Source organism: Qipengyuania sp. ASV99, assembly GCF_047872805.1.
Lineage (GTDB): Bacteria > Pseudomonadota > Alphaproteobacteria > Sphingomonadales > Sphingomonadaceae > Erythrobacter.
On sequence record NZ_JBLQUK010000002.1, the window covers coordinates 237,854 to 262,937 of the forward strand.

The window sequence follows — 25,084 nt, forward strand, 5'->3', positions numbered from 1 at the left end:
AAGGATGGATGTTCCAACCGGGACCAATGCTGAGGCCAATGCACAGGCCAGCGAGGCCAAGGTTCCGCGCACCGATCGCGGTCGCCGGACCTTGCGCAAGCTGCTCGATGCATCGGCGATAGAGTTTGGCGAGAGGGGCTTTCACGAAGCCTCGGTCAGTTCAATCACGCGCCGTGCAGGCGTGGCGCTGGGCACGTTCTATACCTATTTCGACAGCAAGGACGCGCTGTTTCGCGCCTTGGTCGCGGATATGAGCGATGCGGTCAAAACCAGCGCGCGGCAGGCGCTGCGTGAGGATATGGGCGCCTTGGAAATTGAGCGCGCCGCCTTGACCGCCTTTCTCGAATTCGCCCACGAACATAAAGAGGTTTACCGCATCATCGACGAGGCCGAATTTGTCGATCCGGCCAGCTACCGCGCGCATTATGAAACCGTTGCGGAGCGTATAAGGGGGCGTTTGGAGGCGGGATCGGCGGCGGGCGAATTGCGCGCTGGGCTGGGCGAGATCGAAGCCTGGGCAGTGATGGGTATGAACGTTTTTATCGGCCTGCGGTTTTCGGTATGGGAAGGCCAATCCGGTGCGGCCGGGTCCGGCGAACCGGGGCAGGACTTCGATCAGATCGCAGCGACCGTCAACGCCATGCTGGCGCGAGGAATCCTGGCGCGCTGATCGCTAAACCAAGCATGTGGCGGCGGGTCTAGCGAAAGACCCCGCCTCGCATGGTGCGAAGCGGGGTTGGCTGAAACGCTGCATTCTTTGCGCTTGGTTCAGTTCGGATAGGTCCAGGCGCTGCCGCGTGCGAGGTTTTCGCTGGCAAACGCCCAGTTCAGCTTTCCATCGACAACCGCGTCGAGATAGGCCGGGCGCTTGTTCTGGTGGTCGAGGTAATAAGCGTGTTCCCACACATCCACGGTCAGCAGCGGGTTGAAATCGCTGTCGGCCAGCGTGTCGCCATCGTGGGTTTCCTCGATCGACAGTTTGCCGTCCTTTTCCGCGAGCCACACCCAGCCGCTGGCAAAATGGCCAACGCCGCGTGCCTTCAATTGTTCTTTGAGCGCGTCGACCGAACCAAAAGCCTCGTCAATCTTGGCCTTCAATTCATCCGAAGGGGCGGTTTCGCTGGCTGCCATCGAATGCCAGTAGAACGCATGGTTCCAGCTTTGCGCGGCATTGTTGAACAGGCCCTGATTGCTGCCGCGAGCAGCGGCGACGATTGTTTCCATCGACGCGTTGGCATGATCTGTACCTTCGATCGCGGCGTTCATCTTGTCGATATAGGTCTGGTGATGCTTGCCATAGTGGAACGACAGCGTTTCGGCTGAAATCGCCGGAGCAAGCGCGGTGTCGGCATAGGGCAGGTCGATAAGTTTGAATGCCATTGTATGTCCCTCTCGTCTTTGGGTTGGGGTATGTAAACTCAACGCAAGGGCCACATAATGGTTGCAGCGCCGGATTGAAAGCACACCCTCGAATTGCCTTGGCTTGCTTGTGGTTAGCCGCTTTCAGGCAATTGCAGCTAACCGCGCTTCGTGCCATGGACTGGGATCGAAATAATAGGGCAGCGTCAGAACGCGCCCGTCGCAGGGGTAGATGTCTTGGACTTGCTGGGCTTCAGCCTGGTTCTGGTGAACGGCAAGCGCATGGGCCGCGTCTTGCCGCATCGGTCGATTGCGCTGTTCCGGCGCAAGCGCAAAGTGTCCAAGGGCGATATTGTCCTCGTTAAACACCCGGAATTCGGGACGCTGGTAAAAACCTGTGCCGCCGTCACCATCAACGGACGCTATTCGCTGCGCGGCGCAACCCCGGATGCGGAAAGCGAATTGCGTCTCGGCGCGATTGAAGGGCGCTATATCAAGGGCACGTTGGTGGCGAAGCTGTTCAAGGGCTGGACACTAAAAAGTTAGGCGGCGATGGGGTCGCGCCTGAATTCGGCATCGGCGCGCAATTGCCCATGATCCACCCAGACCGAATGCACGCCGCTTGAAATCTTGTGCGGCAAACGCGCGCGGCAGATCGGGCCCTTGCTCACATCGCTTGCATCAAGGATGGCCAGTTCGGATGTGCCGGTGTTCTCGTCGATCAGGAAAGTGACAAGGTAGCCTTCATCCTCCTTGGTCGCGAGACCTTGTCTGCCTACCGCTTCGCTACTTGAGGCGGGCTTGCGCGGCACCATCGGGCTTTCGCTGGCATAGACGCCTTCGGGCAGGGTGAAGACCTGTTCCTCCCCGGTTTCGGTGTCGTGGCGGACATAACCGTTGAACAGAAACCAGCCGGGCCGCGTGGTGGTGGACCAGATATAGCGGTTCTGCTGCATCAGATAATCGGGGTTGATCATCCCGAATTCGACGATCCGGTCCGACAGCCGTTCCTCGCGGCATTCCCCCGTGGCCAGGTTAAACCGCCAGCGGTGCAGCCGGCTCTGGAAAGAATGTTCGTCAACATAGGCCATCATATGACTGTATTGGCCAGCCTCCGCGATTGGATCGGGCATCGGCTTGTCCTGATAATACCCCTCAAGCACCACTTCATCGCCGTCTGGACCCGAAACTTCATAGGCGTTGGTCCAGTGCAGCACATAGGTGGGCGAGGCTTCGAACCAGCGAATATCCCCCGGCTGCCCCCGGCGCGGAATCAGCGCAAAGCGGGTCGGCACCCCTTCGTGTATGCGCGCCGCGTGGATGTTCCGCTCCAGCAGAACAGCGTCCCAGTACAGCGGCATGTCATTCAGGATCGACCAGTTTTTCGTGTTCGCCATATCATGCGGCAGGCGCGGTCCCGGCAGCGGGATCGGCACATAATGCACCAGCCTGCCCGCCCGGTCGACCACGCCGTAATGCATATAAGGCGCGTGTTTCGAGTAATTGAAGAACATCAGTTCGCCCGTCTCCTCATCGACCTTGGGATGGGCAGAAACCCCGTCCAGCGGCCCCCAGGGCGCCTTGCCCAGATTGTCGAGCGTCACCGGGTCGAGCATCCATGCCTCTCCGCATTGATACAGCGTTGCATAGGCCACCCCGGCATGAACAATGATGTCGGTGCTGCCGGTGTCCTTTAGCCCGCCATGCGCGCCAAAGCCGGGGCGTAGGCTCGTGCCATGCGGGTCCATCAACCCGCCCCACAGCGCACTGCCGGCGATCTGCTCCTGTTCAAAGCAATGCGTGCGAATGAAGCGGTTGCGATAGCTCGCTTTGCCTCCGGAAATGCTCACCTGATGCACCATCGCATCGCCATCAAAGGGGTGATGGCGGCCCAGCGGCTGATGCACCGGGTTTTCGGTGTTGCGCAGATAGACCCCGTCAATATCTGCCGGGATCGCGCCGTAAGTTACCTCCAGCTTGTCAACGTCCACTTCTTCGTGGCACGGTGTCCATGCGCCCGAAAGGTAGGGGTGGTTCGACGGCTGTAGGCTGATCTTGACCGGCGGATGGCGCGTGATTGGCATGTGTCTCTCCCTTGATCGCCAGAATAGCCGATGCGCGGCAATGCGCAAAGCGTGGGCAATATTGATCCCGATCAAAGACTCATCCCGGCGGGCGGACCATTGTGAAGAGCAACCAAGGAGAGCCCCGATGAAAACGATCCTGCTTCACATCGACAGCGACCATTGCATGGAAGCGCGTCTGCAAGTGGCCATGGATATTGCCCGCGCCACCGGCGGCCACATCACCTGCTTGCAGGCGGTCAGTTATGATGTCTTTGCCCCCGGCGATTTCTACGGTTCGGCAATGGCAGCGGCGATCCCGCATATCCGGGAGGCGGCTGAGAAATTGCGCGCAAAGATCGAAGCCGACCTCGCCAACGAAGATGTCTCGTGGGAATGGCGTTTCTTCCACGGCATCGCAGAACACCGCCTGCTCGAACAATCGGCGCTGCACGATATCATCATCGTTGGCCCGCATGACGTCGGCGAGGAGGGCGCGCTTGGCCCCTCTGCCATGGCAGGCGAGCTAGCTCTAAAGGCTCCTACGCCGGTGCTGGTGGTGCCCGGCGATACCAAACGGCTGGATGTCAGTGCGCCGGTGCTGATCGCATGGAACGGGTCATCCGAAGTCTGCGTCGCCCTGCGCGCGGCGGTGCCGCTGCTGGCGCTGTCTAGCCAGGTGTATTTGGCCTGCGTCACCGATAATGAGGAAAAGACCCGCTTCGATTTCTCCGCCAGCGAAGGCGCGAGATATTTGAGCGGACATGGCATTGCTGCTGAAATATCCGAAATCCCGCGCGGCGAGGCGAAGGTTGCCGACACGCTGTTTTCTGCCGCGCAACTGCACGATTGCGGGATGATGGTGATGGGTGCCTATGGCCACTCACGTCTGGCGGAAATGCTGCTGGGCGGGGTCACCAGGCGGATTTTGAGCGACCCGCAGATGCCAATCTTACTGGCGCATTGAGGGACCGGGCGGGCAGGCGCTGTCCGAAGAGAATCTCGCCGCTTGTATCGCCGTTCCAACAGATGTTGCGTTGCGCGAGAAGCTCGGCCATTGCGATGGGATGAAGTCGCTGAGCAACCCGATCAGGCTGGTGCCAAGCCTGTTCTTGTTCGCCATTGCGGTTGGAACACTGGTGCTCAGTCTTCCTTTCGCCACTGCCGACGGCACCTCCGCTCCCTTTCTCACGGCGCTGTTTACCGCCACATCTGCCGTCGCGGTGACGGGTTTGGTGGTGGTCGATACCGGCAGTTACTGGTCGCCGCTCGGGCAGGCGGCGATCCTGCTGATGTTCCAGATTGGCGGCCTCGGCATCATGACGGCCGCCACGCTGTTCGGCCTTATGGCGGGCCGCGGGTTTGGCTTGCATGATCGGATGGCCACGCAGGTCGAGCGCGGACGACTGGAGACCGGCGACGCGGCCTCGGTGCTCAAGCTGGTTTTTGCCATCACCATCACGGTTGAGACGCTGGTCGCCTTGATCCTTACATTGCGGATGATGACCTTTTACGACATGAGCCTAGGCTGTGCTGTCTGGCACGGTGTGTTCCATGCGGTCAGCGCGTTTAACAACGCAGGTTTTTCGACCCATTCGGACAGCGTGATGGGGTATCAGTCCGATCCGGTGATCCTGGTGCCGATCATGCTGGCGGTGATCCTGACCGCGCTCGGCTTTCCGGTGATGCAGGACTTGCGCGACAAACGCTTCAATTGGCGGCGCTGGTCGCTGCATTCCAAGGTGACTGTCTGGGGCACAATCGCGCTGCTGGCGCTGGGGTTTATCACCATCCTTGCGATGGAGTGGACCAATGATGCGACGCTTGGCCCGATGGGTATCGGGGGCAAGCTGCTGAACGCCGCGTTTCATTCGGTGATGCCGCGTACGGCCGGTTTCAACAGTCTGGATGTCGGCGCGTTCCACGACCAGACCTTGATGGTGAACTATCTGCTGATGTTCATCGGCGGGGGCAGTGCAGGCACGGCGGGCGGAATCAAGGTGACGACTTTCATCGTGTTGTTCGCCATCGTGCTGTCCGAAGTGCTGGGACGCCGCGATGCCGGATTGTTCGACCGCCGCTTTGGCAGCGAGATTGAAAGACAGGCGCTGACAGTGGTGATCATAGCTGCGAGCCTGGTGTTCGGTGCCACAATCTATATCTCTTCGATTACCGACCTGCCATTGCCAGATATTCTGTTCGAGACCGTTTCGGCCTTTTCGACCGTTGGCCTTTCTACCGGCATAACCGCTGACCTGCCGCCGAGCGCGCAGTTGGTGATCGTGCTGCTGATGTTTATTGGTCGGGTGGGCACAATCACTTTCGCCACTGCGCTTGCCGTTGGACGAACACCGCGATCCTACCGTTTCCCAAAGGAGAACCTCATTGTCGGCTGACAAACGCAAACCCGTTTTGGTTGTTGGGCTGGGCCGCTTTGGCGGCGCAGTGGCCCGGACGCTCACCAATATGGGCAGCGAGGTGCTGGGCATCGATACCGATGCGCATCTGGTGCAGGAATATTCCGGCGATCTGACCAAGGTGGTGGAGGCCGACTGCACTGATGGCGCTGTGCTGAAACAACTTGGCGCCGCCGATTTCGAAGCGGCGGTCGTCGCCATTGGCAGCGATATCGAAGCCAGCGTTTTGACGGTGCTGGCGCTGGCTGATCTGGGACTGTCCAATATCTGGGCCAAGGCCACCAATCAACGGCATGCTCGCATTCTGGAACGGATCGGCGCGACCCATGTGGTCTTCCCCGAACAGCGAATGGGCGAACGTGTGGCGCATCTGCTCAATGAAAGGCTGCTCGATTTCATCGCATTCGGGGATGAGTTCGCGATTGCGAGATTGGCCGCTCCGGCCCCGATTGTGGGCCTCCCGCTGATCACGAGCGCGTGCCGCAAGAAATATGCGATCACGGTGGTCGGTGTTAAGCGCGCCGGTGAGGCATTCATCCATGCAGTCCCCGACACGATCATCTTCCCTGACGACGAATTGGTGGTTTCGGGCCAGATCAAGGATATTGAACGGTTTTCCGCAATCTGAATGCGGATCAACCCCCGTCGGCTCCCTCCAGCGCGGCACCGGCGGCCAGCCATCTTTCCTCGGCCACGACCAAGGTGTCGGCGGCTTCGGCGCGTTTCGTCAGGAGGCTTTGCATCTTCTTGCCCGTATCGCCGCCTGCCTCGCTGCTCAGGGCAAGGATTCGCCGGTCAAGCCGCTCCACCTCGGCGGTGAAATGGGCGATGGTGTTCTCCGCCTTTTTCAATTCCGACTGGGCCGCGTGAATGTCTGGCGCAGGGTTGGCTCCGTTTGACCCGCGGCCCCCGCGCGATTTCCCGCCGCGAGCATCCTTGGGCTGATTCCGCCCAAGGATGAAATCAATATAATCATCCATGCTGCCCGCATATTCGCGGGCAGTGCCGCCATCGACCAGCACCAGCCGGTCGGCGGTCAATTCGACCATGTGCCGATCATGGCTGATCAGAATCACCGCGCCGGTGTAAGTGTTGAGCGCCTGAATTAAAGCCTCGCGCGCGTCGACATCAAGGTGATTGGTCGGTTCGTCCAGAATCAGCAGATGCGGCGCATCGCGCGTGATCAGCGCCAGCGCCAGCCGCGCGCGTTCGCCGCCCGACAGTTTGTCCACCCGTGTCTGCGCCCGCGCCCCAGAGAACCCGAAACGGCCAAGCTGCGCGCGCACCGCGCCCGGCGATTGCCCGTCCATCGCGCGGTTCATCAGATCGAGCGGGGTGTCCTCACCCGCCAGTTCTTCGACCTGATACTGCGTGAAATATCCGACCTTAAGCTTGCCCGGTGCATTCACCGCGCCTTCTGCCGGGGAAAGCTGCGAGGCGAGCAGCCGCGCCAGCGTGGTCTTGCCATTGCCATTGCGGCCGAGCAGCGCAATCCGGTCATCGGCCTCAATCCGGAAATTCAACCGCTTAAGGATCGGCGGCGCTTCGCCATATCCCACCGCCGCATTTTCCAGTGTGATCATTGGGGAGCGCAATTCGGCGGGATCGGGGAAATCGAAGCTCAGCGTCGGGTCTTCCATCATCGCGGCGATGGGCTGCATCTTGGCGAGCATCTTGGCGCGCGATTGCGCCTGCTTGGCGGTCGAGGCGCGCGCGCTGTTGCGGGCGACGTAATCCTGCAGCCGCGCGCGCTGCGCATCCTGCGATGCCTTGGCCGAGGCGAGCTGCGCGGCGCGCTCGGCCCGCTGTTTTTCAAACGCATCATAACCGCCCGGATACAGCGTCAGTTTCCCGCCTTGCAGGTGGAGAATGTGATCGACCACCTTGTTAAGCAGGTCGCGTTCGTGGCTGATCACCACCAGCGTGGCGGGATAGGATTTGAGGAAGTTTTCCAGCCACAATGTCGCTTCCAAATCGAGGTGGTTGGAAGGCTCGTCAAGCAGCAGGATGTCGGGTTCGGAAAACAACAACGCGCCAAGGGCAATGCGCATTTTCCACCCGCCTGAAAAACTGTCGACGGGGCGCTGCTGCATTTCCTCGTCAAAACCCAGTCCGTTCAAGATCTTGGCTGCGCGCGCCGGGGCGCTGTAGGCGTCAATCGCCAACAGGCGTTCATGCACGTCGCCCATGCGGTCCATGTCGGTGCAGGTTTCCAGTTCGGCCAGCAGGCTTGCGCGTTCGGTGGCGGAGGCGAGCACGATCTCTTCGGGTGTCATCGCGCCGCTGGGCGCTTCCTGCGCGATATAACCGATTTGCGCGCGCGAAGGCTTGCTGATTTCGCCGTCATCGGGTTCAATCTCTCCGATCAGCGCCTTCATCAGGGTCGATTTGCCAGCGCCGTTGCGGCCGATCAGCCCGACCCGCGCGCCCACCGGCACGGTCGCGCTGGCGCGTTCAAGAATGGTCCGGCCGCCAAGCCGCACTGTGACACCGTCAATCGTAAGCATGCGCGCGCCCTTAACAGCCTATCCGGCGCTGCCCAATGGAATTCTCCGGTCGCCTTACATGTTCATGCCAAGCATGAGGTGAAGCCCCAATCGCTGCCCCTAGGGGGCGTGTGCTTACGGCGTTCGGCAGAAGTCCGGCAGTTCCAATTTTCCTACAGCGCAGCAATCGCGTATGGCGCAGATTGCTCTTTCAAATCGTCCGGCCCCGGGTGTTTGCCTGATCGTTTATTCCGATCAAAGGCACGTCTTTCGATCGAGGAGAATTCGCTCTCTGGACAGTGTGTCAGGTGTGTCAGGTGTGTCAGGGGGAGGTGCGCTCAACCCCCCTTGCGGCGGCGCATCATCCCCTCTTGCGCGACGCTGGCGACCAGCTGGCCATCGCGGTTGAAGATGCGGCCCCGGTTGAAGCCGCGCCCCCCGCCGCTCCATGGTGCGTCGGTGGCATAGAGCAGCCATTCGTCGGCGCGGGCAGGGCGGTGAAACCAGATCGCATGGTCAAGGCTCGCCCCCACCAGCTCGCCGCGCATCCAGCTCAGCCCATGCGGCAGCGCACTGGTGCCGAGCAGTGTGAAGTCGCTGGCATAGGTGATGACCGCGCGGTGCAGCGCCGGATCGTCAGGCAGCGGCGCGGTGGTGCGAAACCAGCTGTGCGCACGCGGTTCGCGCGGCTCGCTGTTCATCCAGTGCAGCTTGTCCTGCGTGCGCATCTCGATCGGGCGCGGGCGGAGCATGAGCGCGCGCTGCGCATCGGAGAGCCTGTTGCCGATGCGTTCAGCCATCTCGCGGCGCATCTCCATGTCAGATTTGAGCGTGTCGGGATCGGCCACATCGGGCATTGGCGAATCGTCATGCTCCAAGCCCTCTTCGGGCACCTGAAAGCTGGCGGTGAGGTTGAGGATCGGGCTGGAGGAGCCGTCCTCATTGGCTTGGGCGGCCACGACCCGGCGGTTGGCAAAGCTGCGTCCGTCGAAATCGCGTTCGATGCGGTAGGTGATCGGCCCCCCTTCTCGCCCGCCACGCAGGAAATAGGCGTGCAGTGAATGGGCGCTTTTGCCATCAGTGACGCTGGCCTGCGCCGCTTGCAAAGCCTGCGCCAGCACCTGCCCGCCGAACACCCTGCCAATGCCGCCCTGCTGCGCGCGGCCAGTGTAGCTGTCGGAGGCGGCGGGCTCCACTGTGAGGAGCTTGACCAGCCCATCAACCAACCGCCGATCATCGTGTGTGTCGTCCATGCGAAGCGCCATGCGCAGCGCTGGTGCCAGCGTCAAGTGTGCTTGCTAAGAGGCCAGGCCGAGCTTGCGCAGCGCGCGAAAGGTATAGGCCTTGGCTCTGTTGCCATCCGGCCAGCGACCCGGCGCGCGCGGGGAAAGGCCGCGCTGGCGGAGCAGGTGATTGAGCCCGCGAGCGTCGCTTTCGGCATAGCTCCACTCACTGCGCCAGGTGATCGAGAGCGAGATTGAACTGTCCGGTCCGTTGCGGACGAAATGCGGGGCCATGACCGGCACATACACCGCCTCGCCGGGCGCGAGCGGGAATGCGCGGGCGGCGTCCATGTACGCATCGTCCCAGCCGAGTTCGCGCGGGCCGCCCGAATGGTAGCTTTCGTGGACGCTGTCTGGGGCAAAGCGCGGATCGCCAGCGGGAAACTGGGTCATCACCTTGGAACCGGTGATCTGCAGCAGGATGTTGTGCTCAGGATCGAAATGATAGGGAGTGACCGCGTTGGGGCTTGAGATGAAGATGAAAGCCTGCGGGGTCAGCAGCGCGCCGGTCTTGGCCTCAATCTCGTCGCGGAGCTCTTCCAGCAGCCCCATGAGTAGCGTGTGATAGGGGCCAGCCTGTTCGACGTTCTTGAGCACCGCCCAACTGTTCGCCCCATGCACCTGGCGGATGGTTTCGGCGATGGAAAGCCCAGTCGCGGCCGGCTTGCCTTCGACCCCGATGGGCAAATCGCCGCGATTGTATTCGACGCTAGTAGGCGGCAATTGCTCAGCAAGACCGGCCAGCGCTTCGAGTTCGAGCAGCGGATGGCGATGCAGTGCGTGACGCAATCGATGGGGGATTTCGGGATAGCCTTGCGCGAAATCGGTCCGGGAAGCGATATCAAAGGTCGCTCCGGCAGGCTCACTGAAATGGCTCCATTGGTGAGAAGGCGCGTTCATGATGGGCTCCTGTCGCGGGTCTCATAGGCCATCAGAGCTTTGAACAGCAGACGGCGCGCAGACCCGCCGATGGCGATGTTGCGGGTAATCAATCGGCGCTTTTCGCGCCAGACACGCTCGATCATCGAATGGCCTTCGGCAGCGCAGCTATCCGCCCAGGCAATGTCCGTGCGGGCAAGCAGGTTCAGATTCTCGATCTGTAGCAGCAGGCCGGGGGAGTATCGGGCAAAGCGCTCGTCAAAAGCGGTCTTGAAACTGAACATTCCGGGCGGTGTGATAAAATTGACCAGCATTGCAATCGCCTGACCATCCAGCCTCAGGGTCAAGCGTTCAAGGCGCCCCGCATGCGCTGCGCCGGTAAGCGCTTGGGCGAAGAAGTTGCGGGTGGCGGCAGCGCTGGCCAATGCAGACCCGACGTCGCCCTTCCAACCGGCGGATTCTAGTGCGAGAAATTCTTCAACCCACGCCTCGACAGCCTGTGCATCGGAGCAGCGTTCGAAGGTTAGCGCGCCTTCCTCGCCAAGGCGATTGCGCTGGCGGCGCAGCTCCTTGCGCTTCTTGGCGCTCATCGATTGGGCGAGATAGGTCTCTGGACACTCGTTCGAGGCGAGCATGGCTCGCTCCTCCGCACCGACTGTGAAAGCGGGACGGCCAGTTTCGGCAAGGACGCTATCCAGCGCGCGGCAAACCGAGCCATCAGCGGGAAGCTGTGGCAAATGCAAAAAGAGCGCGCGCCCCGCAGAATGATCGAGATGCTGCAGTAGGGCGCGCCAGAACTGGCACTCTAATCCGCGCGCCACCAACGGCACACTGCAAAAGGCGTTGTCATGCAGCCACACGGCAACGTGCGGGACGAGGTAACCATAGTAGCTACGCCGCTGCGCCGCCGGGACAATTCCAATCAGCGCCCCGTCATCATACACCGCGATCAACGCGGTTGGTGCGCCGGTTTCCAGATGAATCAGCGACGGCTGGGCAAACCAACCTTCAAAGAACGGATTGGGTTCGCTGGCATTGATGGCCAGCGCATCCCACGCCGCTAGGAATGCGGGTGTGCTTGCGCCGGCAGGAGACAATTCCCGCACAGCAATTTCTCCGCTGCGTATGCGGGCGGTGGACATTTGACCCTTAATCGTTGGCGAATTCGCCAGATCCATTGCGTTAACCTCTGCATGGCGCGCGCTGCTGCGCTCCGTGATTGGGCATAGCTTGCCCGCGTTAACAAAGGTTTGGGATCGCCGATTCTTGGTCCTGCGAGCAAGAAAAACCCCGCCCGGACTAAGCCGGGCGGGGTCTCGCATTCGCCAATACTGGTCGTGAAATTAATGCACGGCAAGTGCCGCGAGCAGCAGCAGCGCAACAATATTGGTAATTTTGATCATCGGGTTCACAGCGGGGCCAGCGGTGTCCTTGTAAGGATCGCCAACGGTGTCGCCGGTCACTGCAGCCTTGTGAGCCTCAGAGCCTTTGCCTCCGTGATTGCCGTCTTCGATGTATTTCTTGGCATTGTCCCAAGCGCCGCCGCCAGCGGTCATTGAAAGCGCGACGAACAGACCGCCGACGATAACGCCGAGCAGCAGTGCCCCAAGCGCGGCAAAGCCGTTTTCCTGGCCTGCCAGCAAGGTTATGACATAATACACCACGATCGGCGCAAGCACCGGCAGCAGCGAAGGCACAATCATCTCTTTGATTGCAGCCTTGGTCACAAGGTCAACCGTGCGCGCATAGTTTGGCCGACTGGTGCCTGCCATGATGCCCGGATCGGCCGCGAACTGTTCGCGCACGTCCTTCACCACGTCACCCGCAGCGCGGCCCACTGCGGTCATACCCATCGCTCCGAAAAGGTACGGCAAAAGCGCACCGAGCAGCAAGCCGACGATTACATATGGATTCTCAAGACTGAAATCGACATTGGCATTCGGAAAATATTCCCGAAGGTCAGCGGTGTAGGCAGCAAAAAGCACCAGCGCTGCTAGACCTGCCGAACCGATGGCGTAACCCTTGGTCACTGCTTTCGTGGTGTTACCGACTGCATCGAGCAGGTCAGTCCGTTCACGAACGCTGTCATCCAGTCCTGCCATTTCGGCGATGCCACCAGCGTTATCGGTGACCGGGCCATAGGCATCGAGCGCAACGACCATACCGGCAAGCGCCAGCATCGCGGTTGCACCAAAGGCCAGACCCAGCAGGCCGGCAAGCTGATACGCGCCGATGATTGCCGCGATTATGACGATGGTCGGGAGGGCAGTCGATTCAAGACTGATCGCCAGCCCCTGGATCACATTGGTGCCGTGGCCGGTTTCCGAAGCCTTCGCGATTGAGCGCACCGGACGGAAATTGGTGCCGGTGTAATACTCGGTGATCCAGATGATCGCGCCGGTCAGCGCAAGGCCAATCAGTGAACAATAGAACAGATCACGTCCGTGGAATTCGACCATGCCGGTTCCCGGATTGATAATTGTGTTCATGTCCATGCCTACCGTGCCCAGCGCATATTGCGTGACCAGATAGATCAGCGGAATGGCCAGGATCGCGGTGACAAGAAAGCCCTTGTACATCGCGCCCATGACATTGGTGCCACCGCCGAGACGGACAAAATAGGTCCCGATGATCGAGGTGACGATGCAAGCCCCGCCAATCAGCAGCGGTAGCGCCATCAGCGGCAACAGCAACTCGCCCAGCTGCGTAAGCAACAACGCGGTCAGCACCATGGTTGCGCCAACAGTGACGACATAGGTTTCGAACAAATCAGCCGCCATGCCCGCGCAATCGCCGACGTTGTCGCCCACGTTGTCCGCGATCACGGCAGGGTTGCGGGGGTCATCCTCAGGGATGCCCGCCTCGACTTTGCCGACAAGGTCAGCGCCAACGTCTGCGGCTTTGGTAAAGATACCGCCGCCCAGACGCGCAAAGATCGAAATCAGCGATGCGCCGAATGCTAGGCCAATAAGCCCGTCAATCACTTCGCGGCTGTTGGGCTCCAGCATCATCGGACCGATGAGGACGTAAAAGAATACGGCAATGGCGAGCAGCGCGAGCCCTGCCACCAGCATGCCAGTAATCGCGCCCGCACGGAACGCGAGTGTCAATCCGGCCTGAAGGCCCGTGCTGGCTGCTTGAGCAGTACGGACGTTTGCACGCACCGAAATGTTCATTCCGATATAGCCGGCGACACCCGAAAGGATAGCGCCGATCAGGAATCCGATTGCTGGGATCATGCCCAGCGCTGCGAATACGACGATCGCCACGACAACGCCGACAATGGCGATGGTGGTGTATTGGCGATTCAGATAGGCGTTTGCGCCTTCCTGAATTGCGCCTGCGATTTCCTGCATCTTTTCATTGCCCGGGCTCGCGCTGAGCACCTGACGGCTGGTGAAAATGCCATAGACAATGGCGAGCAAGCCCAACCCGATTGATATGAGTATTAGGTCCACGAAAAATCCCCTCTTGTGCGTGGAAATGCGCCTCTCGTTGATTTGCACCGGCGAAGGTGCATGGGCGCAAGGCCGCTACCCATACTGGCTGGAGGGCAAGAGACAAGCGGGAAAACGGGAGATCGGGGCGCATTTCACCAGTTTTGGCGATGGATTGGCCCCGCCGTGTTCAGGCGTGTTGAAATCCAAGCCCCTTCGTACTTGCAATCGCCTGCCCGTCAAGCGTCAACGGGGCTGTGCCGCGCTGTTCCACCGATCCGATCCGGGTCGCGGGTACCGGGCTTATCGTTTCATTTGGCAAGGTGAAAAGCAACTCGTAATCATCGCCCCAGCGCAGGCATTCCTGTAACCGCAGCGGGTCGGAGACCGGCACTGAAGCGGATTGGATCGCCAGCGTGACTGCGCTCGCTTCGGCCATGCGATAGGCATCGAGCAGCAGGCCATCGGACACATCCATCATCGCAGTGACGTGAGAAGCCAGAGCGCGGCCTTCGGCAAGCCGCGGGCGCGGGCGGTTAAAGGCCTCAGCGTGGTCTGCCTGCCCTTCAAACCCCAGCATCGCGCGGCCCAGAGTGCCGGTGACATAGACCGCATTTCCTGCACGCGCGCCGCTGCGACAGGGCACTGTGCGGCTGGTCGCGCGTCCGATTGCAGTTATGCCAAACGTCCGCGCACCCGGCGAAGCAGCCACGGTGTCGCCCCCGAACAAGGGAACATCGAAAGCGCTCAGCGCTTCGCGCAGGCCGATGATAAACCGTGCATCGCCTGAACTCAGCGCATGGCCCAGCAACAATCCAATGGGTTCTGCACCTTTTGCTGCTAGATCGGAGAGGTTCACCGCGACCAGTTTCCACGCCACATCGGCGAGATCGGCATCGCTGCGAAAATGCACACCTTCGCTCATCACGTCGTGCGTCAGGATCAGAGATACACCGCCAATTTCGGTAACCGCGCAATCATCACGCAAATCACGCGCACCGGGATGCAACGGCAGTGTTCTGAGTGCGGCAAGAAATTCGGCTTCGGTCATGGTGCGCTTTGCTGCTTCAGGCCCGGATATCCTTTGCCGCCGCGTCCAATATGCCGTTAACAAAGCGTGCTTCGCGGTCGTCGAAGAACGCCTTTGCGACATCGACATATTCGCTGATCGCGCTTGCCGTTGGCACGTCGGCGCGGGCCAGCAATTCATATGTGCCTGCGCGCAAGATTTGCAGCATAGTCTTGTCAAGCCGCAGAAGAGTCCAGCCCTGTGCCAGTTTGGCCGTCAGCAAGGCATCAATCTCTTCGCGGCGGGCAGTGACGCCGCGTACGATATCGTCGAAGAATTCAACCTCGGCTTCTGCGTAAATCTCGCCTTCGTGGTCATCGTCATCGACCTCACGGCCAAGGCGGTGCTGATGAAATTCATCAAGCAATCGCGGTAAGGCGGTCGCCTCCATGTGATGCTGGTACAGCGCCTGAACGGCGGCAAGCCGAGCGGCGCTGCGGGCGGCGGAGCGGGCGGGGGTGTTCATTTGAGGCGCAATTCCACAGATTTGGCGTGTGCGGGTAGCCCTTCGGCATGGGCCAAGGTGGCCGCCGCCGGGCCGATTGCCGCAAACGCGGCATCGTCAAGCGAGATGAAACTGGTGCGTTTCATGAAATCGAGCACCGAAAGCCCGCTGGAAAACCGCGCGCGCCTCCCGGTCGGCAGGACGTGATTCGGTCCAGCGACGTAATCGCCGACAGCCTCGGGCGTCATCCGGCCTAGGAACACACTGCCAGCATGGCGGATCTTGGCGAGCATCGCTTCGGGATCGTCAATGGCAAGCTCGACATGTTCGGCGGCCAATCGGTTGATGAGAGCGGGGGCTTCGGCGGCAATGTCGTTGACCACAATAATGACACCGTGATCGTTCCAGCTTGCTCGCGCCGTCTTGCCTGTAGAAAGCTGGCTGATCTGAACATCGACGCAGTCCTCGACCAAGGCGGCAAAGCCAGCATCATCGGTTATCAGAATCGATTGCGAAGTTGGGTCATGCTCGGCCTGACTCAATAAGTCTGCGGCGATCCAGTCGGGATCGTTGTTTGCATCGGCGACCACCAGAATTTCGCTCGGCCCGGCGACCATGTCGATCCCGACCACGCCGAACAGTTGGCGCTTCGCCTCGGCGACATAGGCATTGCCGGGGCCGGTGATGACGTCGACCGGCGCAATCCGGCCCGTGCCATAGGCGAGCGCGCCGACCGCCTGCGCTCCGCCCACGCGCCAGATCTCCTCAATCCCCGCGACATGCGCTGCGGCCAGCACCAGCGGGTTCGAATTGCCTTTGGGTGTCGGAGTGACCACGACAATCCGTTCAACCCCGGCTACCCGCGCCGGAATTGCATTCATCAACAGCGATGATGGGTAAGCCGCGCGTCCGCCGGGTACATACAGTCCCGCCGCATCCACAGGCCGCCAGACCGCGCCAAGCCGCACTCCTGCCTCGTCGATATAGTCTCGGTTTTCGGGGAGCTGCGCCTCATGATAGGCGCGAATGCGCTCCGCTGCGAGGTCAAGCGCGCTGCGCAAGTCCGGATCGATCTGCGTGTAAGCTTCTGCGCACCGTTCGCTGGTTATCTTCCAGTCGGCTTCTTCGGCAAGCGTATAGCCGTCATAGCGCTGAGTATATTGCACCAGCGCCTCGTCTCCGCCAGTGCGAACGGTGCGCAATATATCGGCGACTTGCCCGGCGACATCGCTGCCCGCTTCACGGCGCGCTTCCACGACTCGGCTGAACCGCCGTTCAAATTCGGGGTCAAGGCTTGAAAGCATCTGCATCAAGCGGCCTGTTCTGCTTTTTCTGCAAGTCGCGCCTCGGCGTCTGTGCGAAATGCTGCAACCAGTTCAGCCACGCGGGGATCGGTCTTGAGCGCCGCCCGGTTGACGATCAGCCGCGCAGTGATGTCGATGATCCGCTGCGTCTCAACCAAGCCGTTCTGTTTTAGCGTCGCGCCGGTCGAAACAAGATCGACAATCTGACGCGCAAGGCCGAGCGACGGTGCAAGCTCCATGGCGCCATTTAGCTTCACGCATTCGGACTGAATCCCCTGCCGTTCAAAATGGCGCGCGGTCAGATTGGGGTATTTGGTCGCAACCCGCAGGTGGCTAACGCTGTCCGTGGCATGAGGATCGCTGGCCAGCCGGGCAACCGAAAGGCGGCAATGCCCGATATCGAGATCCACTGGAGCATAAAGGTCGGAATAGTCGAATTCTTCGATCACATCCGATCCAACAATGCCCATTTGCGCCGCGCCATGTGCCACAAATGTGGCCACATCAAAGGCGCGCACCCGAATGAGGCGCATATCATCGCGGCTGGTGGCAAAAGAAAGAGAGCGGTTGGCCTTGTCGTGAAAGCCATCCTCAGGCACCACGCCCGCGCGCGCCATAACCGGGAGCGCTTCATCGAGGATGCGGCCTTTGGGGACGGCAAAGGTCAAGGGGTCGCTGAAAGATGGGGTCGGGTCTGTCGTCATCGCGCGGCGGGACTTAGGCACTGCATGATCAAAGGGCAACACAAACGGACCGAGGGATGATGACGGAAAGCGGGATCATGGCGATCGAGGAGTTTCAGACCGCGCTCGATTGGCAAGCGAGCCACGCAGAGCAGAACGGTGCGCCCTGCACCGCGCGTGTGATCCGCGCTCTTGCGAAAGTGCGCGAGGGGCAGACCGCGACCGGACGGCGGATTGCGAATTGGCGCGGGCTGACGCTAAAAGATGCAATGCCGCTGCGTATTGCTGGCGGGCTGCATTATCTGGTGTTGACGGGCAGAGATGACCGGCTGGCGCGGGTTTATAGCGGGCAAATCACCGATCAGGGTCAGATCGACGCGATTGTCTGCGATCTGGTCGAGACCTTTGACACGGTTCTGCTGCCGTGGCTGGACGGGCCGCCGCAAACCAACGAGGCGGGCCGTTCGGCCAGCATCATGGCGGGCCTGCTATGGCTCGCGCAGCGCAGCACGCCGAGGTTTGACCTGTTCGAACTGGGCGCGAGCGCGGGCGTGAACACCATGCTGGAAAGATATTTTTTCCGGCTGGGAGAAACCGAGACCGGGCCTGAAACTTCGCCAATGCGGATCATTCCGGAATGGCGCGGGAAGGGCTCACCGCCCTCTGCGCCGGCTGGATTCGAGATTGCCGGGGTTCGCGGCTGCGACATCTCTCCCATCGACTTGTCCGACAGCGAAAGCGCGTTGCGCCTGAAAAGCTATGTTTGGCCCGATGCACCTGCCCGGATGGCGCGCATCGACGCGGCCATTGCGCTGGCAAACGTCAATCCGCCCGATCTGATCAAGCAGGATGCGCACGGATTTGTTTCCGATCTACTGGCGCGGCCGCAGGCCAAGGGCACTACGCGCACACTCTTCCATTCGATCATGTGGCAATATCTACCCGCCGAAACACAGGGTGCAATCACGCAGGCGATGGAATTGGCGGGGACAGCGGCGACGCCCGACCGAGCGCTGGCGTGGATTTCGCTCGAAACCGATCCGCAGACCTTTCGCCATGAATTGCATGTGCGTCGTTGGACTGGGTCAAGCGATGACGGAAAACCCGTCTTGCTCGCCCATGCGCATCCGCATGGCGCATGGGTGGAATGGTTCGGCGACGCGTAAATTACTCGCCATCAGTGCGCCAGCGGAACTGAAATTCCAACTCGTGCATCGGTCCTTCTTGTTCATGCTCGATCGAAAATTCGGTGCCTGCGGGAATGTAAAGCCGCTGATTATCGACCTGAATCTCGTAGGCTTTGCCTTCGCGCAGCGCTTCAACCAAACGTTCAAGTTTCTGAATGTTCTGATCGGTGCTGTATGATTTGGTGACGTCGCGGCCGCGCTGGGTGTTCATAGGGAATCGCTCCTTTGGCTCAACCCCCGTAGTATAGCGGGTCAAGATTGCAGGAATTGTTCCATCGCCGCGATTACCGCTTCTGGCGCTTCCCATGGCACGAAATGCCCGCAATCGGGCACTTTGACGACGGTCAACGGATCGATGATAGCGTCAAGCCCTTCGAGATTTTCGGGCGGCAGGGCGAGGTCATCCAGCGCCCAGATCACCAATGTCGGAATTGTCAGTTTGGGAAGCGGCGGTGCGGTGTAACCATCGGGCAAAGCGAACGGTTCATCTATGGCGGGCACGGTCAGCTGGCTAGCTCGGTAATAATTGAGCATCCCGAAACACGCGTCGCGGTCCTCCCAGTCCTTTAGCAGCATCGCGCGTTCCTCGGCTGGCATCGTGCTGGGCCGATCCCACTTGACCGCTTTCATCAATATGCCGGTGATGCCGTGTTCGCGGATGAGATGATCATTCGCGGGATCACGAAATTCGCGGATGTACTGGCTCGCACTGCGTTGATCGGGGTGAGTGTAGAGCAATTGCTGAAAAATCACCGGATGCGGCGCATTGGCGATGATCGCGCGCTCAACCCGTGCATGCTGGCCGCCTAACGCCACGCCCCAGGCAATCGCGCCGCCCCAATCATGGCCGACAATGGTGAATTGTGCGATCCCCAACGCATCGGCTAGGAGGAACACATCGCCGATCAACTTGTCGGGTGTATAGGCCTCGACCTCTTGTGGTTTCGACGATCCGCGATAGCCGCGCTGATCGGGGGCGATGCAGCGGTAGCGATCCTTGAAACGCGCGATCTGATGCCGCCATGTGCGGTGATTTTCGGGGAAACCGTGAAGGAAGATCATCACCGGCGCATCGACCGGCCCTTCGTCAACCACGTCGAGATGGATGCCATTGGCAAGCTCTATGCGCTTTTGTTGCATACCGTCTATGCGCCTTCTTCCATACGTTCCATGTAGCCATTGGCTACCATCGCAGCGACCTGATCCATCAGCGCTTCGGGGGTGCGCCGCATTTCGCCCATGCCCGCCTCCATGCCCTGCGCGATGATGATCTCACGCTCATCTGCCGCCATGCCGTCGAGCATCGCTTTGGCGGCGTCGGGCGCTGGAATGCCTTCGTCGATGACCTTGTCGCTGCGTCCGCGCTGCGTTCCGTCACCAACCAGAGCGTTGCGCGCGACATCGGTGGCGACCGATCCGGGGTAGATCACATGGACACTGACTCCGCTCTGCGAAAGTTCGGCGCGCAGTGCGTCGGCATATCCGGCAAGCCCGAATTTAACCGCACAATAGGCGGTGCGCATCGGCACTCCAACCTTGCCCGCGATCGAGGAAACAAATGCGAGTGCGCCTGAGCCTCGTTCCACCATATGGCCGATAAGACCTTGAGAGAAAGCAATTTGTGCGGTCAAATCGATAGCGATGATGTCGCGGTAGACCTGCATGTCGGTCTTAAGCGCGCGGCTACGCTGAGACACTCCGGCATTGGCAAAGGCCATGTCTACGCCGTCTTTCCATGCAATCGCCTTTGCTGTCGCATCGGCTAGCGCAGCCTCGTCGCGCACATCAAAAGGCAGGATCAGGCTTTCACCGCAATCCGCCGCGACCTCGGCCAACCGCGGCTTATCGCGGCCCGACAGCACCACATGCGCTCCGCGCGCCGCCACATCGCGGGCCAGCGCGGCTCCGATGCCCGATGATGCCCCAGTGATCCAGACGGTCTTGCCGGTGTAGTTCATGTTTCTCTCCCTCCATTCGGGGATAGCGAGCGGGAGGTCTTGCGGCAATCAGGTTGCGGTGTGCAACGCAATCATCTTGGCGAGGTTTTCGGGAAATACCGGTTCGGGCCAGTCGGCCAACTCGTCCAGCGTGAACCAACGGTGCTGCGTCATCAAAGCCTGTTCGGTGACGGTGTGGCGACTGGTATCGATCCGGGCTTCGTCCACCTGGATCAGGAAAAAGCGTTCATCGGCCTGCACTGGCTCGCCCTGAACCGTGATGAATTGGGGCGTCATCTGGGCAATTTCCGGCCCCGGATCGGCGATTATCCCCGTTTCTTCGAGCAACTCACGCCGCGCCGCTTCGTCAAAGCTTTCGCCCGGCTCACATTCGCCGCCTGCGGTCACCCAAAATGGTGGCCGCCCGGGTACATCGTAACGAAACATCAGCGCGCGGCATTTGGGATCGAGCACGATCAGCCGAGCCGCGCGGCGCAGGCGAAGCGCGGGATTTAGCGTCATTGAGCAGGGATGCCGGCCTTGATCGCCACGGCATGCACTCTCTGGCCGACAATATCGCCAAGCGCAGCAATCACCGCGCGCTGGCGGGCAAGGCGGCTCATCTCGGCAAAGGTCGGCGTTTCGATCACAATCGTGAAATGCGATTCGCCCGATCCATCATCGCCCGAATGGCCCGAATGCGATGCGCTATCGTTGATGATCTCAAGCTGGGTTGGGGCGAAGGCATCGACCAGCAAGCCCCGCATTTCTTCTGCGACTGAACCATTCATGATCTGAATTTCCCTTTTTGCACCACGAGACGGGTTGGAATCTGGCGTCTCACTCGCCATTCTCAACCCCCTTATGTCTCAATCACGATTCCATGGGCGGTATGCAACCGGCGAAAGGGTTTGCGAGCATCCTGCTTGCAACGAAGCCGGGGAATTTCGTGCGCCGGGATACCGGCCAAACGGATTTGACGGGCCAGGAGAATGGCGCTGGCTTTGCCTGCAGCATGTGCGCGAATTCAACGCGGGCTATGATTGGTTCGAAGGGATGAGCGCGGAAGAAATCCTGATGGCGCAATCACCAGCAAGCGGCTGGCGCACCGAAAGTCCCAGCTTTTCAGCCCGCGCACAAGTCGATGGAATGCCGCGCTGGGCCGATTTCGTTGACCCGTTGGAAGCGATCTCTGCACGCGCGGGAGGCATTCGCAGCCAAGCTGAACGCGCATCGCGGATGGCCAGTGATGGTCGCTTTTCCAAGACTGAGGCTGAGGCGTTGGAGGTAATGGGCCTAGGCAGCGACACCGACCGCCGGCGGCTGCGGAGGCGCTATTCCGAACTGGTGCGCCGCTATCACCCCGACCGCAACGGCGGCGATCGCCGCTACGAGGCGCGGCTAGGAGCAGTGGTCGATGCGTATCAATTGCTCAGGAAGTGCGCAGCATTGGTTTAGGTCTTACCACAAGCCATTGGCGATCCGAGCCTGCCGCGCCAATTCGCGTTCGCTAGTGATCGGGATTGGCCCCTGCGACGGATAAGGTGGCAGCGCGCCGCCCGGCGTATAGGTTGCGATAACGGTGCCCTTGGCAGTTACCTTGTGTTCGGTCATTGTCATTGTCGAAACCGGAGTGCCATTCCCCATCAGGCGCTTACCAGCACCAAGGATCACCGGATAGGTCATCGTAATCAGCGTGTCGATCAACCCGGCCGCCAGCAACGACGGATACAGCGTGCTCGATCCCTGAATAATCAACTTTGGCCCGTCCGTTGCTTTGAGCGCGGCAATATCATCAATGCTGCCTAGACGATGACTGTTTTGCCATTCGAGTGGCTGGTTGCCGGCGGTCAGGACATACTTGTTGGCTCGGTCAAAGGCTTCGCCCATTGCCGCGTTCTCGCCGTCCGCATACGGCCAATAGGCAGCAAAAATATCATAGGTCCGACGTCCCAACAGAAGGTCATATTCGCCTGAAAACAGGGTGCCCAAGGTGTCATCGATCCCTTCGTCCCACAGTTTGAACACCCAGCCTCCTTCATCAAAGCCACCGGTCGGATCCTCGGTTGGCCCGCCGGGGGCCTGCATAACACCGTCGAGCGAAACGAACGCTGCTGCTGTGATGTGTCGAGCCATGCTATCAATCTTCCCCAGAAACAGCCGCCGCTATTGCGGCATGGTCGATCTTCACCATCGCCTGCATTGCAGCAAACACCCGGCCGCAAACTGCAGGATTGGAATGACCAAGCCCATCCATCAATATTCGCGGCACGATCTGCCAGCGCACGCCAAACCGGTCGCGGCACCAGCTGCACGCCATTTCCGCGCCGCCATCGGCGGTCAGGGCGTTCCAATAGCGATCAGTTTCATCCTGATCGTCAGTGAACACCTGGAATGAAACCGCATCGGTGAAATCATTCTCGGTCTTGCCATTCAGGCCCATGAAGGGTTGGCCCAGCAGGGTGAAGCCGATGGTCAGTACATCGCCTGCCTTGCCTCCAGGATAGTCCGCAGGCGCCCGGTCAATGCGGCTTATTGTGCTGTTTGGGAACAAGCCGCAATACAGTTTGGCAGCCGCCTCAGCATCGCCTGCAAACCACAGGCAAGTGGCCATTTTTGCGTCAGCCATTGCCCGCTGCCTCTTCAATCAGTTTCGCATCAATCGCATTTGCCTCGGCATAGGCATGACGTTGAATCAGGCGTTCGACATAAGCTTTGAAGGCGGGTGTTTCGGGGATGGAGCCAAATCGCAATCCCCAGATAAACTGACAGCCGACATAGGTGTCTGCCATGGTGAATCGATTGCCCGCCGCAAAATCGTTGGTCTTGAGCCAGTCTTCCATCGCGCCAAGCGCCAGCTCGAGGCTACCGAAACCGGCCATCCCGGCGCGTTCGGGTGGGACTTCCCAGCCCATTGCCTGACCCACCACCGCCTGTTCCAGCGGCCCTGCGGCAAAGAACAACCAGCGGAAATAGGCGGCGCGTTCGTGGGAATCGGGCAGCAGGCCCGCCGCCGGATGCGTTTCTGCGAGATAATGGTTGATCGCCGCTGCTTCGGTGATGACGTGATCGTGGGTGGTTCCGTCTTCGCCCATATGATGATGCACCAATGCAGGCACCTTGTTCATGGGGTTGATAGATTTGAAACTTTCGGGACGGGTCGCCCAATCGAACACCACATGTTCGTAATCTGCGCTCGCCTCATGCAGGGACCAGCGTGAAATCTGACCACGGCTCATGGCGACAGTGTAAAACGTGAATTCGCTCATCGCTTCAATTTCCTTTACGGGGGCCGACAAGCCCGAAAATTGCGCCCTGCGGATCAAGACCGGTGAACGAGAATTCGCCGCCCGGAATTTCGGTCGGCTCCTGCAGCGCGGTGCCGTCGTGCGCCTTGGTGTATTCGACCGCCGCGTCAATCTCGGGCACACGGAAATAGAATGTCCATGCGCTCATCGGCATACCGGGCATCATCGGCATGACAGCGCCGATCATGTGGCCGCGATCATCGCCGACATTCCAGAATTCGTATTGACCCAGTTCGCCCATGTCCATCGCTCCATCGGGCACCCAGCCGAATTGCGCGCCGTAAAATGCCTTGGCCGCCTCGGGCTCAGATGAAGCAAGTTCATTCCATGCGCAGTGTCCCACCATCGGTTCGTTAGCGGCGAAACTCCGGCTCTCGGCATCGGAAATTTCCGCCGGTGAGATTGGCAGCATGACGTAAAACATCGCGCCCTGCGGATCGGCGAGGAAGGCGAGGCGACCGACGCCGGGAACGTCCCACGGGTGCATATGGATAGCACCGCCAGCCGCTTTGATCGAGGCCACGCTAGCATCGACATCATCGACCGCGATATAGCCCAGCCAGGCAGAGCGGGCACCGCCGCTCACCATCTCCGGGGTCAGGGGCATGACGCCGCCGACTTCGGCGGTGGCCGAAGAGAACAGGCGGTAATCCATCTCTGGATTGCCGCTGTCCTTGAAAGTCCAGCCGATCAGGCCCGCATAGAATTTCTGCGCTGCGTCGGCATTGTCGGTCATCAATTCGTACCAGATGAAATCGCCCTGACGGTTCGCCATCGTCAATCTCCTTTCAAGTCCATCACCGGTGAAAAACCGCCGAAGATCATGCGTTTGCCATCAAAGGGCATGGGGTTCTTTGCCGGGTCCATGCGCGGGTCTGCCTGTTCGGGATGTTCCATCCATTCGGTCATCTTTGCAAAGGCCGCATCGCGCGTGGCCTTGTCGGGCCATTCGATCCAGCTGAAAGCGACGTCCTCTTCCGCGGTCGCTTTCACAGCCATGCGGAAATCGGTGGTCTTTCCCTCGGGCACATCGTCGCCCCAGCATTCTATCACTCGCAACGCACCCAGCTCCAGAAAGATGGGGTCGATTGTCCCTGCATGGTTGATGAATTCCTGCTTATTCGCCTTGGGCACGGCGATCACAAATCCGTCAATGTAGCTCATCGCATCCTCTCCCATAGCGACTCGGCTTGACGATGATGCATGGTGAAGTTTACAAAAGCAACC

Annotated in this window: 28 protein-coding genes; 7 read left to right on the plus strand and 21 right to left on the minus strand. The window is 60.3% G+C overall.

The window, feature by feature from the left end; genetic code table 11:
- Positions 1-4 precede the first annotated feature (4 nt).
- A complete protein-coding gene (locus tag ACM64M_RS05040) occupies positions 5-670 on the plus strand; it encodes a TetR/AcrR family transcriptional regulator (protein ID WP_416227569.1) in 666 nt (221 codons plus the stop codon).
- Between the two features lie 98 nt (positions 671-768).
- On the opposite strand, the gene ACM64M_RS05045 is transcribed toward ACM64M_RS05040, so the two are convergent.
- The gene (locus ACM64M_RS05045; RefSeq protein WP_416227570.1) at positions 769-1,380 is read right to left on the minus strand and encodes a superoxide dismutase; all 612 of its coding nucleotides are present in this window, start codon (positions 1,378-1,380) and stop codon (positions 769-771) included.
- 216 nt (positions 1,381-1,596) lie between these two features.
- On the opposite strand from ACM64M_RS05045, the gene ACM64M_RS05050 reads away from it, so the two are divergent.
- Complete coding sequence (locus ACM64M_RS05050) at positions 1,597-1,905, plus strand: S24/S26 family peptidase (RefSeq protein WP_416227571.1); 309 nt, start codon at positions 1,597-1,599, stop codon at positions 1,903-1,905.
- Here the strand turns inward: ACM64M_RS05050 and ACM64M_RS05055 are convergent.
- Positions 1,902-3,443 (minus strand): carotenoid oxygenase family protein, encoded by a 1,542-nt coding sequence (locus ACM64M_RS05055; RefSeq protein WP_416227572.1) that lies wholly within the window; start codon positions 3,441-3,443, stop codon positions 1,902-1,904. The genes ACM64M_RS05050 and ACM64M_RS05055 overlap by 4 nt on opposite strands.
- A gap of 127 nt (positions 3,444-3,570) precedes the next feature.
- On the opposite strand from ACM64M_RS05055, the gene ACM64M_RS05060 reads away from it, so the two are divergent.
- The 3 genes from ACM64M_RS05060 to ACM64M_RS05070 all read left to right on the plus strand — a co-directional run bounded on the left by ACM64M_RS05060 (position 3,571) and on the right by ACM64M_RS05070 (position 6,467).
- Entirely contained in the window at positions 3,571-4,389 is an 819-nt protein-coding gene (locus ACM64M_RS05060) for a universal stress protein (RefSeq protein ID WP_416227573.1), read from the plus strand.
- 100 nt (positions 4,390-4,489) lie between these two features.
- A complete protein-coding gene (locus ACM64M_RS05065; RefSeq protein ID WP_416227574.1) occupies positions 4,490-5,818 on the plus strand; it encodes a TrkH family potassium uptake protein in 1,329 nt (442 codons plus the stop codon).
- Positions 5,808-6,467, plus strand: a complete 660-nt coding sequence (locus ACM64M_RS05070) for a potassium channel family protein (RefSeq protein WP_416227575.1) — start codon at positions 5,808-5,810, stop codon at positions 6,465-6,467. Before ACM64M_RS05065 ends, ACM64M_RS05070 begins: the two co-directional genes overlap by 11 nt.
- 7 nt (positions 6,468-6,474) lie before the next feature.
- On the opposite strand, the gene ACM64M_RS05075 is transcribed toward ACM64M_RS05070, so the two are convergent.
- The 9 genes from ACM64M_RS05075 to hisG all read right to left on the minus strand — a co-directional run bounded on the left by ACM64M_RS05075 (position 6,475) and on the right by hisG (position 17,446).
- Positions 6,475-8,346 (minus strand): ABC-F family ATP-binding cassette domain-containing protein, encoded by a 1,872-nt coding sequence (locus ACM64M_RS05075; RefSeq protein WP_416227576.1) that lies wholly within the window; start codon positions 8,344-8,346, stop codon positions 6,475-6,477.
- A 317-nt stretch (positions 8,347-8,663) separates the two neighbouring features.
- Complete coding sequence (locus ACM64M_RS05080; protein ID WP_416227577.1) at positions 8,664-9,578, minus strand: acyl-CoA thioesterase; 915 nt, start codon at positions 9,576-9,578, stop codon at positions 8,664-8,666.
- A 45-nt stretch (positions 9,579-9,623) separates the two neighbouring features.
- The gene (locus ACM64M_RS05085) at positions 9,624-10,508 is read right to left on the minus strand and encodes a transcriptional regulator (RefSeq protein WP_416227578.1); all 885 of its coding nucleotides are present in this window, start codon (positions 10,506-10,508) and stop codon (positions 9,624-9,626) included.
- Entirely contained in the window at positions 10,505-11,629 is a 1,125-nt protein-coding gene (locus tag ACM64M_RS05090; protein WP_416227579.1) for a GNAT family N-acetyltransferase, read from the minus strand. The genes ACM64M_RS05085 and ACM64M_RS05090 overlap by 4 nt, the downstream gene beginning before the upstream one ends.
- Before the next feature lie 201 nt (positions 11,630-11,830).
- Positions 11,831-13,945, minus strand: a complete 2,115-nt coding sequence (locus ACM64M_RS05095) for a sodium-translocating pyrophosphatase (RefSeq protein WP_416227580.1) — start codon at positions 13,943-13,945, stop codon at positions 11,831-11,833.
- 169 nt (positions 13,946-14,114) lie between these two features.
- Positions 14,115-14,975: a thiamine-phosphate kinase gene (gene thiL / locus ACM64M_RS05100; protein ID WP_416227581.1), complete on the minus strand. Its 861-nt coding sequence runs from the start codon at positions 14,973-14,975 to the stop codon at positions 14,115-14,117.
- A gap of 16 nt (positions 14,976-14,991) precedes the next feature.
- A complete protein-coding gene (nusB, locus tag ACM64M_RS05105; protein ID WP_416227582.1) occupies positions 14,992-15,459 on the minus strand; it encodes a transcription antitermination factor NusB in 468 nt (155 codons plus the stop codon).
- On the minus strand, positions 15,456-16,748 hold the full coding sequence (hisD, locus tag ACM64M_RS05110; protein ID WP_416227583.1) for a histidinol dehydrogenase: 1,293 nt from the start codon (positions 16,746-16,748) through the stop codon (positions 15,456-15,458). Before hisD ends, nusB begins: the two co-directional genes overlap by 4 nt.
- Positions 16,748-17,446, minus strand: coding sequence for an ATP phosphoribosyltransferase (gene hisG / locus ACM64M_RS05115; protein ID WP_416227584.1), 699 nt, complete (start codon positions 17,444-17,446; stop codon positions 16,748-16,750). The genes hisD and hisG overlap by 1 nt, the downstream gene beginning before the upstream one ends.
- A gap of 56 nt (positions 17,447-17,502) precedes the next feature.
- On the opposite strand from hisG, the gene ACM64M_RS05120 reads away from it, so the two are divergent.
- Positions 17,503-18,591, plus strand: a complete 1,089-nt coding sequence (locus ACM64M_RS05120) for a DUF2332 domain-containing protein (RefSeq protein WP_416227585.1) — start codon at positions 17,503-17,505, stop codon at positions 18,589-18,591.
- A gap of 1 nt (position 18,592) precedes the next feature.
- Here the strand turns inward: ACM64M_RS05120 and ACM64M_RS05125 are convergent, their stop codons facing one another.
- From ACM64M_RS05125 to ACM64M_RS05145, 5 genes are read right to left on the minus strand one after another with little or no spacing between them, the layout of a single operon-like run.
- The gene (locus tag ACM64M_RS05125) at positions 18,593-18,823 is read right to left on the minus strand and encodes an amphi-Trp domain-containing protein (RefSeq protein WP_416227586.1); all 231 of its coding nucleotides are present in this window, start codon (positions 18,821-18,823) and stop codon (positions 18,593-18,595) included.
- Between the two features lie 41 nt (positions 18,824-18,864).
- Complete coding sequence (locus ACM64M_RS05130; protein ID WP_416227587.1) at positions 18,865-19,752, minus strand: alpha/beta fold hydrolase; 888 nt, start codon at positions 19,750-19,752, stop codon at positions 18,865-18,867.
- A 5-nt stretch (positions 19,753-19,757) separates the two neighbouring features.
- Positions 19,758-20,570: an SDR family NAD(P)-dependent oxidoreductase gene (locus tag ACM64M_RS05135; protein WP_416227588.1), complete on the minus strand. Its 813-nt coding sequence runs from the start codon at positions 20,568-20,570 to the stop codon at positions 19,758-19,760.
- Positions 20,571-20,618: 48 nt separating this feature from the next.
- The gene (locus tag ACM64M_RS05140; protein WP_416227589.1) at positions 20,619-21,071 is read right to left on the minus strand and encodes an NUDIX hydrolase; all 453 of its coding nucleotides are present in this window, start codon (positions 21,069-21,071) and stop codon (positions 20,619-20,621) included.
- Positions 21,068-21,340 carry a BolA family protein gene (locus ACM64M_RS05145; RefSeq protein ID WP_416227590.1) on the minus strand — a complete coding sequence of 91 codons (273 nt, stop codon included), beginning with the start codon at positions 21,338-21,340 and terminating at the stop codon, positions 21,068-21,070. The genes ACM64M_RS05140 and ACM64M_RS05145 overlap by 4 nt, the downstream gene beginning before the upstream one ends.
- Positions 21,341-21,413: 73 nt before the next feature.
- Here ACM64M_RS05145 and ACM64M_RS05150 point away from each other — a divergent pair, with 73 nt between their 5' ends.
- Entirely contained in the window at positions 21,414-22,007 is a 594-nt protein-coding gene (locus tag ACM64M_RS05150; protein ID WP_416227591.1) for a DnaJ domain-containing protein, read from the plus strand.
- A gap of 3 nt (positions 22,008-22,010) precedes the next feature.
- Here the strand turns inward: ACM64M_RS05150 and ACM64M_RS05155 are convergent, their stop codons facing one another.
- From ACM64M_RS05155 to ACM64M_RS05175, 5 genes are read right to left on the minus strand one after another with little or no spacing between them, the layout of a single operon-like run.
- Positions 22,011-22,685 (minus strand): dihydrofolate reductase family protein, encoded by a 675-nt coding sequence (locus ACM64M_RS05155; RefSeq protein ID WP_416227592.1) that lies wholly within the window; start codon positions 22,683-22,685, stop codon positions 22,011-22,013.
- Positions 22,686-22,689: 4 nt separating this feature from the next.
- A complete protein-coding gene (locus ACM64M_RS05160; protein WP_416227593.1) occupies positions 22,690-23,178 on the minus strand; it encodes a VOC family protein in 489 nt (162 codons plus the stop codon).
- Complete coding sequence (locus ACM64M_RS05165; protein ID WP_416227594.1) at positions 23,171-23,818, minus strand: glutathione S-transferase family protein; 648 nt, start codon at positions 23,816-23,818, stop codon at positions 23,171-23,173. Before ACM64M_RS05165 ends, ACM64M_RS05160 begins: the two co-directional genes overlap by 8 nt.
- A gap of 4 nt (positions 23,819-23,822) precedes the next feature.
- A complete protein-coding gene (locus ACM64M_RS05170) occupies positions 23,823-24,632 on the minus strand; it encodes a VOC family protein (protein ID WP_416227595.1) in 810 nt (269 codons plus the stop codon).
- A 2-nt stretch (positions 24,633-24,634) separates the two neighbouring features.
- Complete coding sequence (locus tag ACM64M_RS05175) at positions 24,635-25,021, minus strand: DUF1428 domain-containing protein (RefSeq protein ID WP_416227596.1); 387 nt, start codon at positions 25,019-25,021, stop codon at positions 24,635-24,637.
- Positions 25,022-25,084 lie beyond the last annotated feature (63 nt).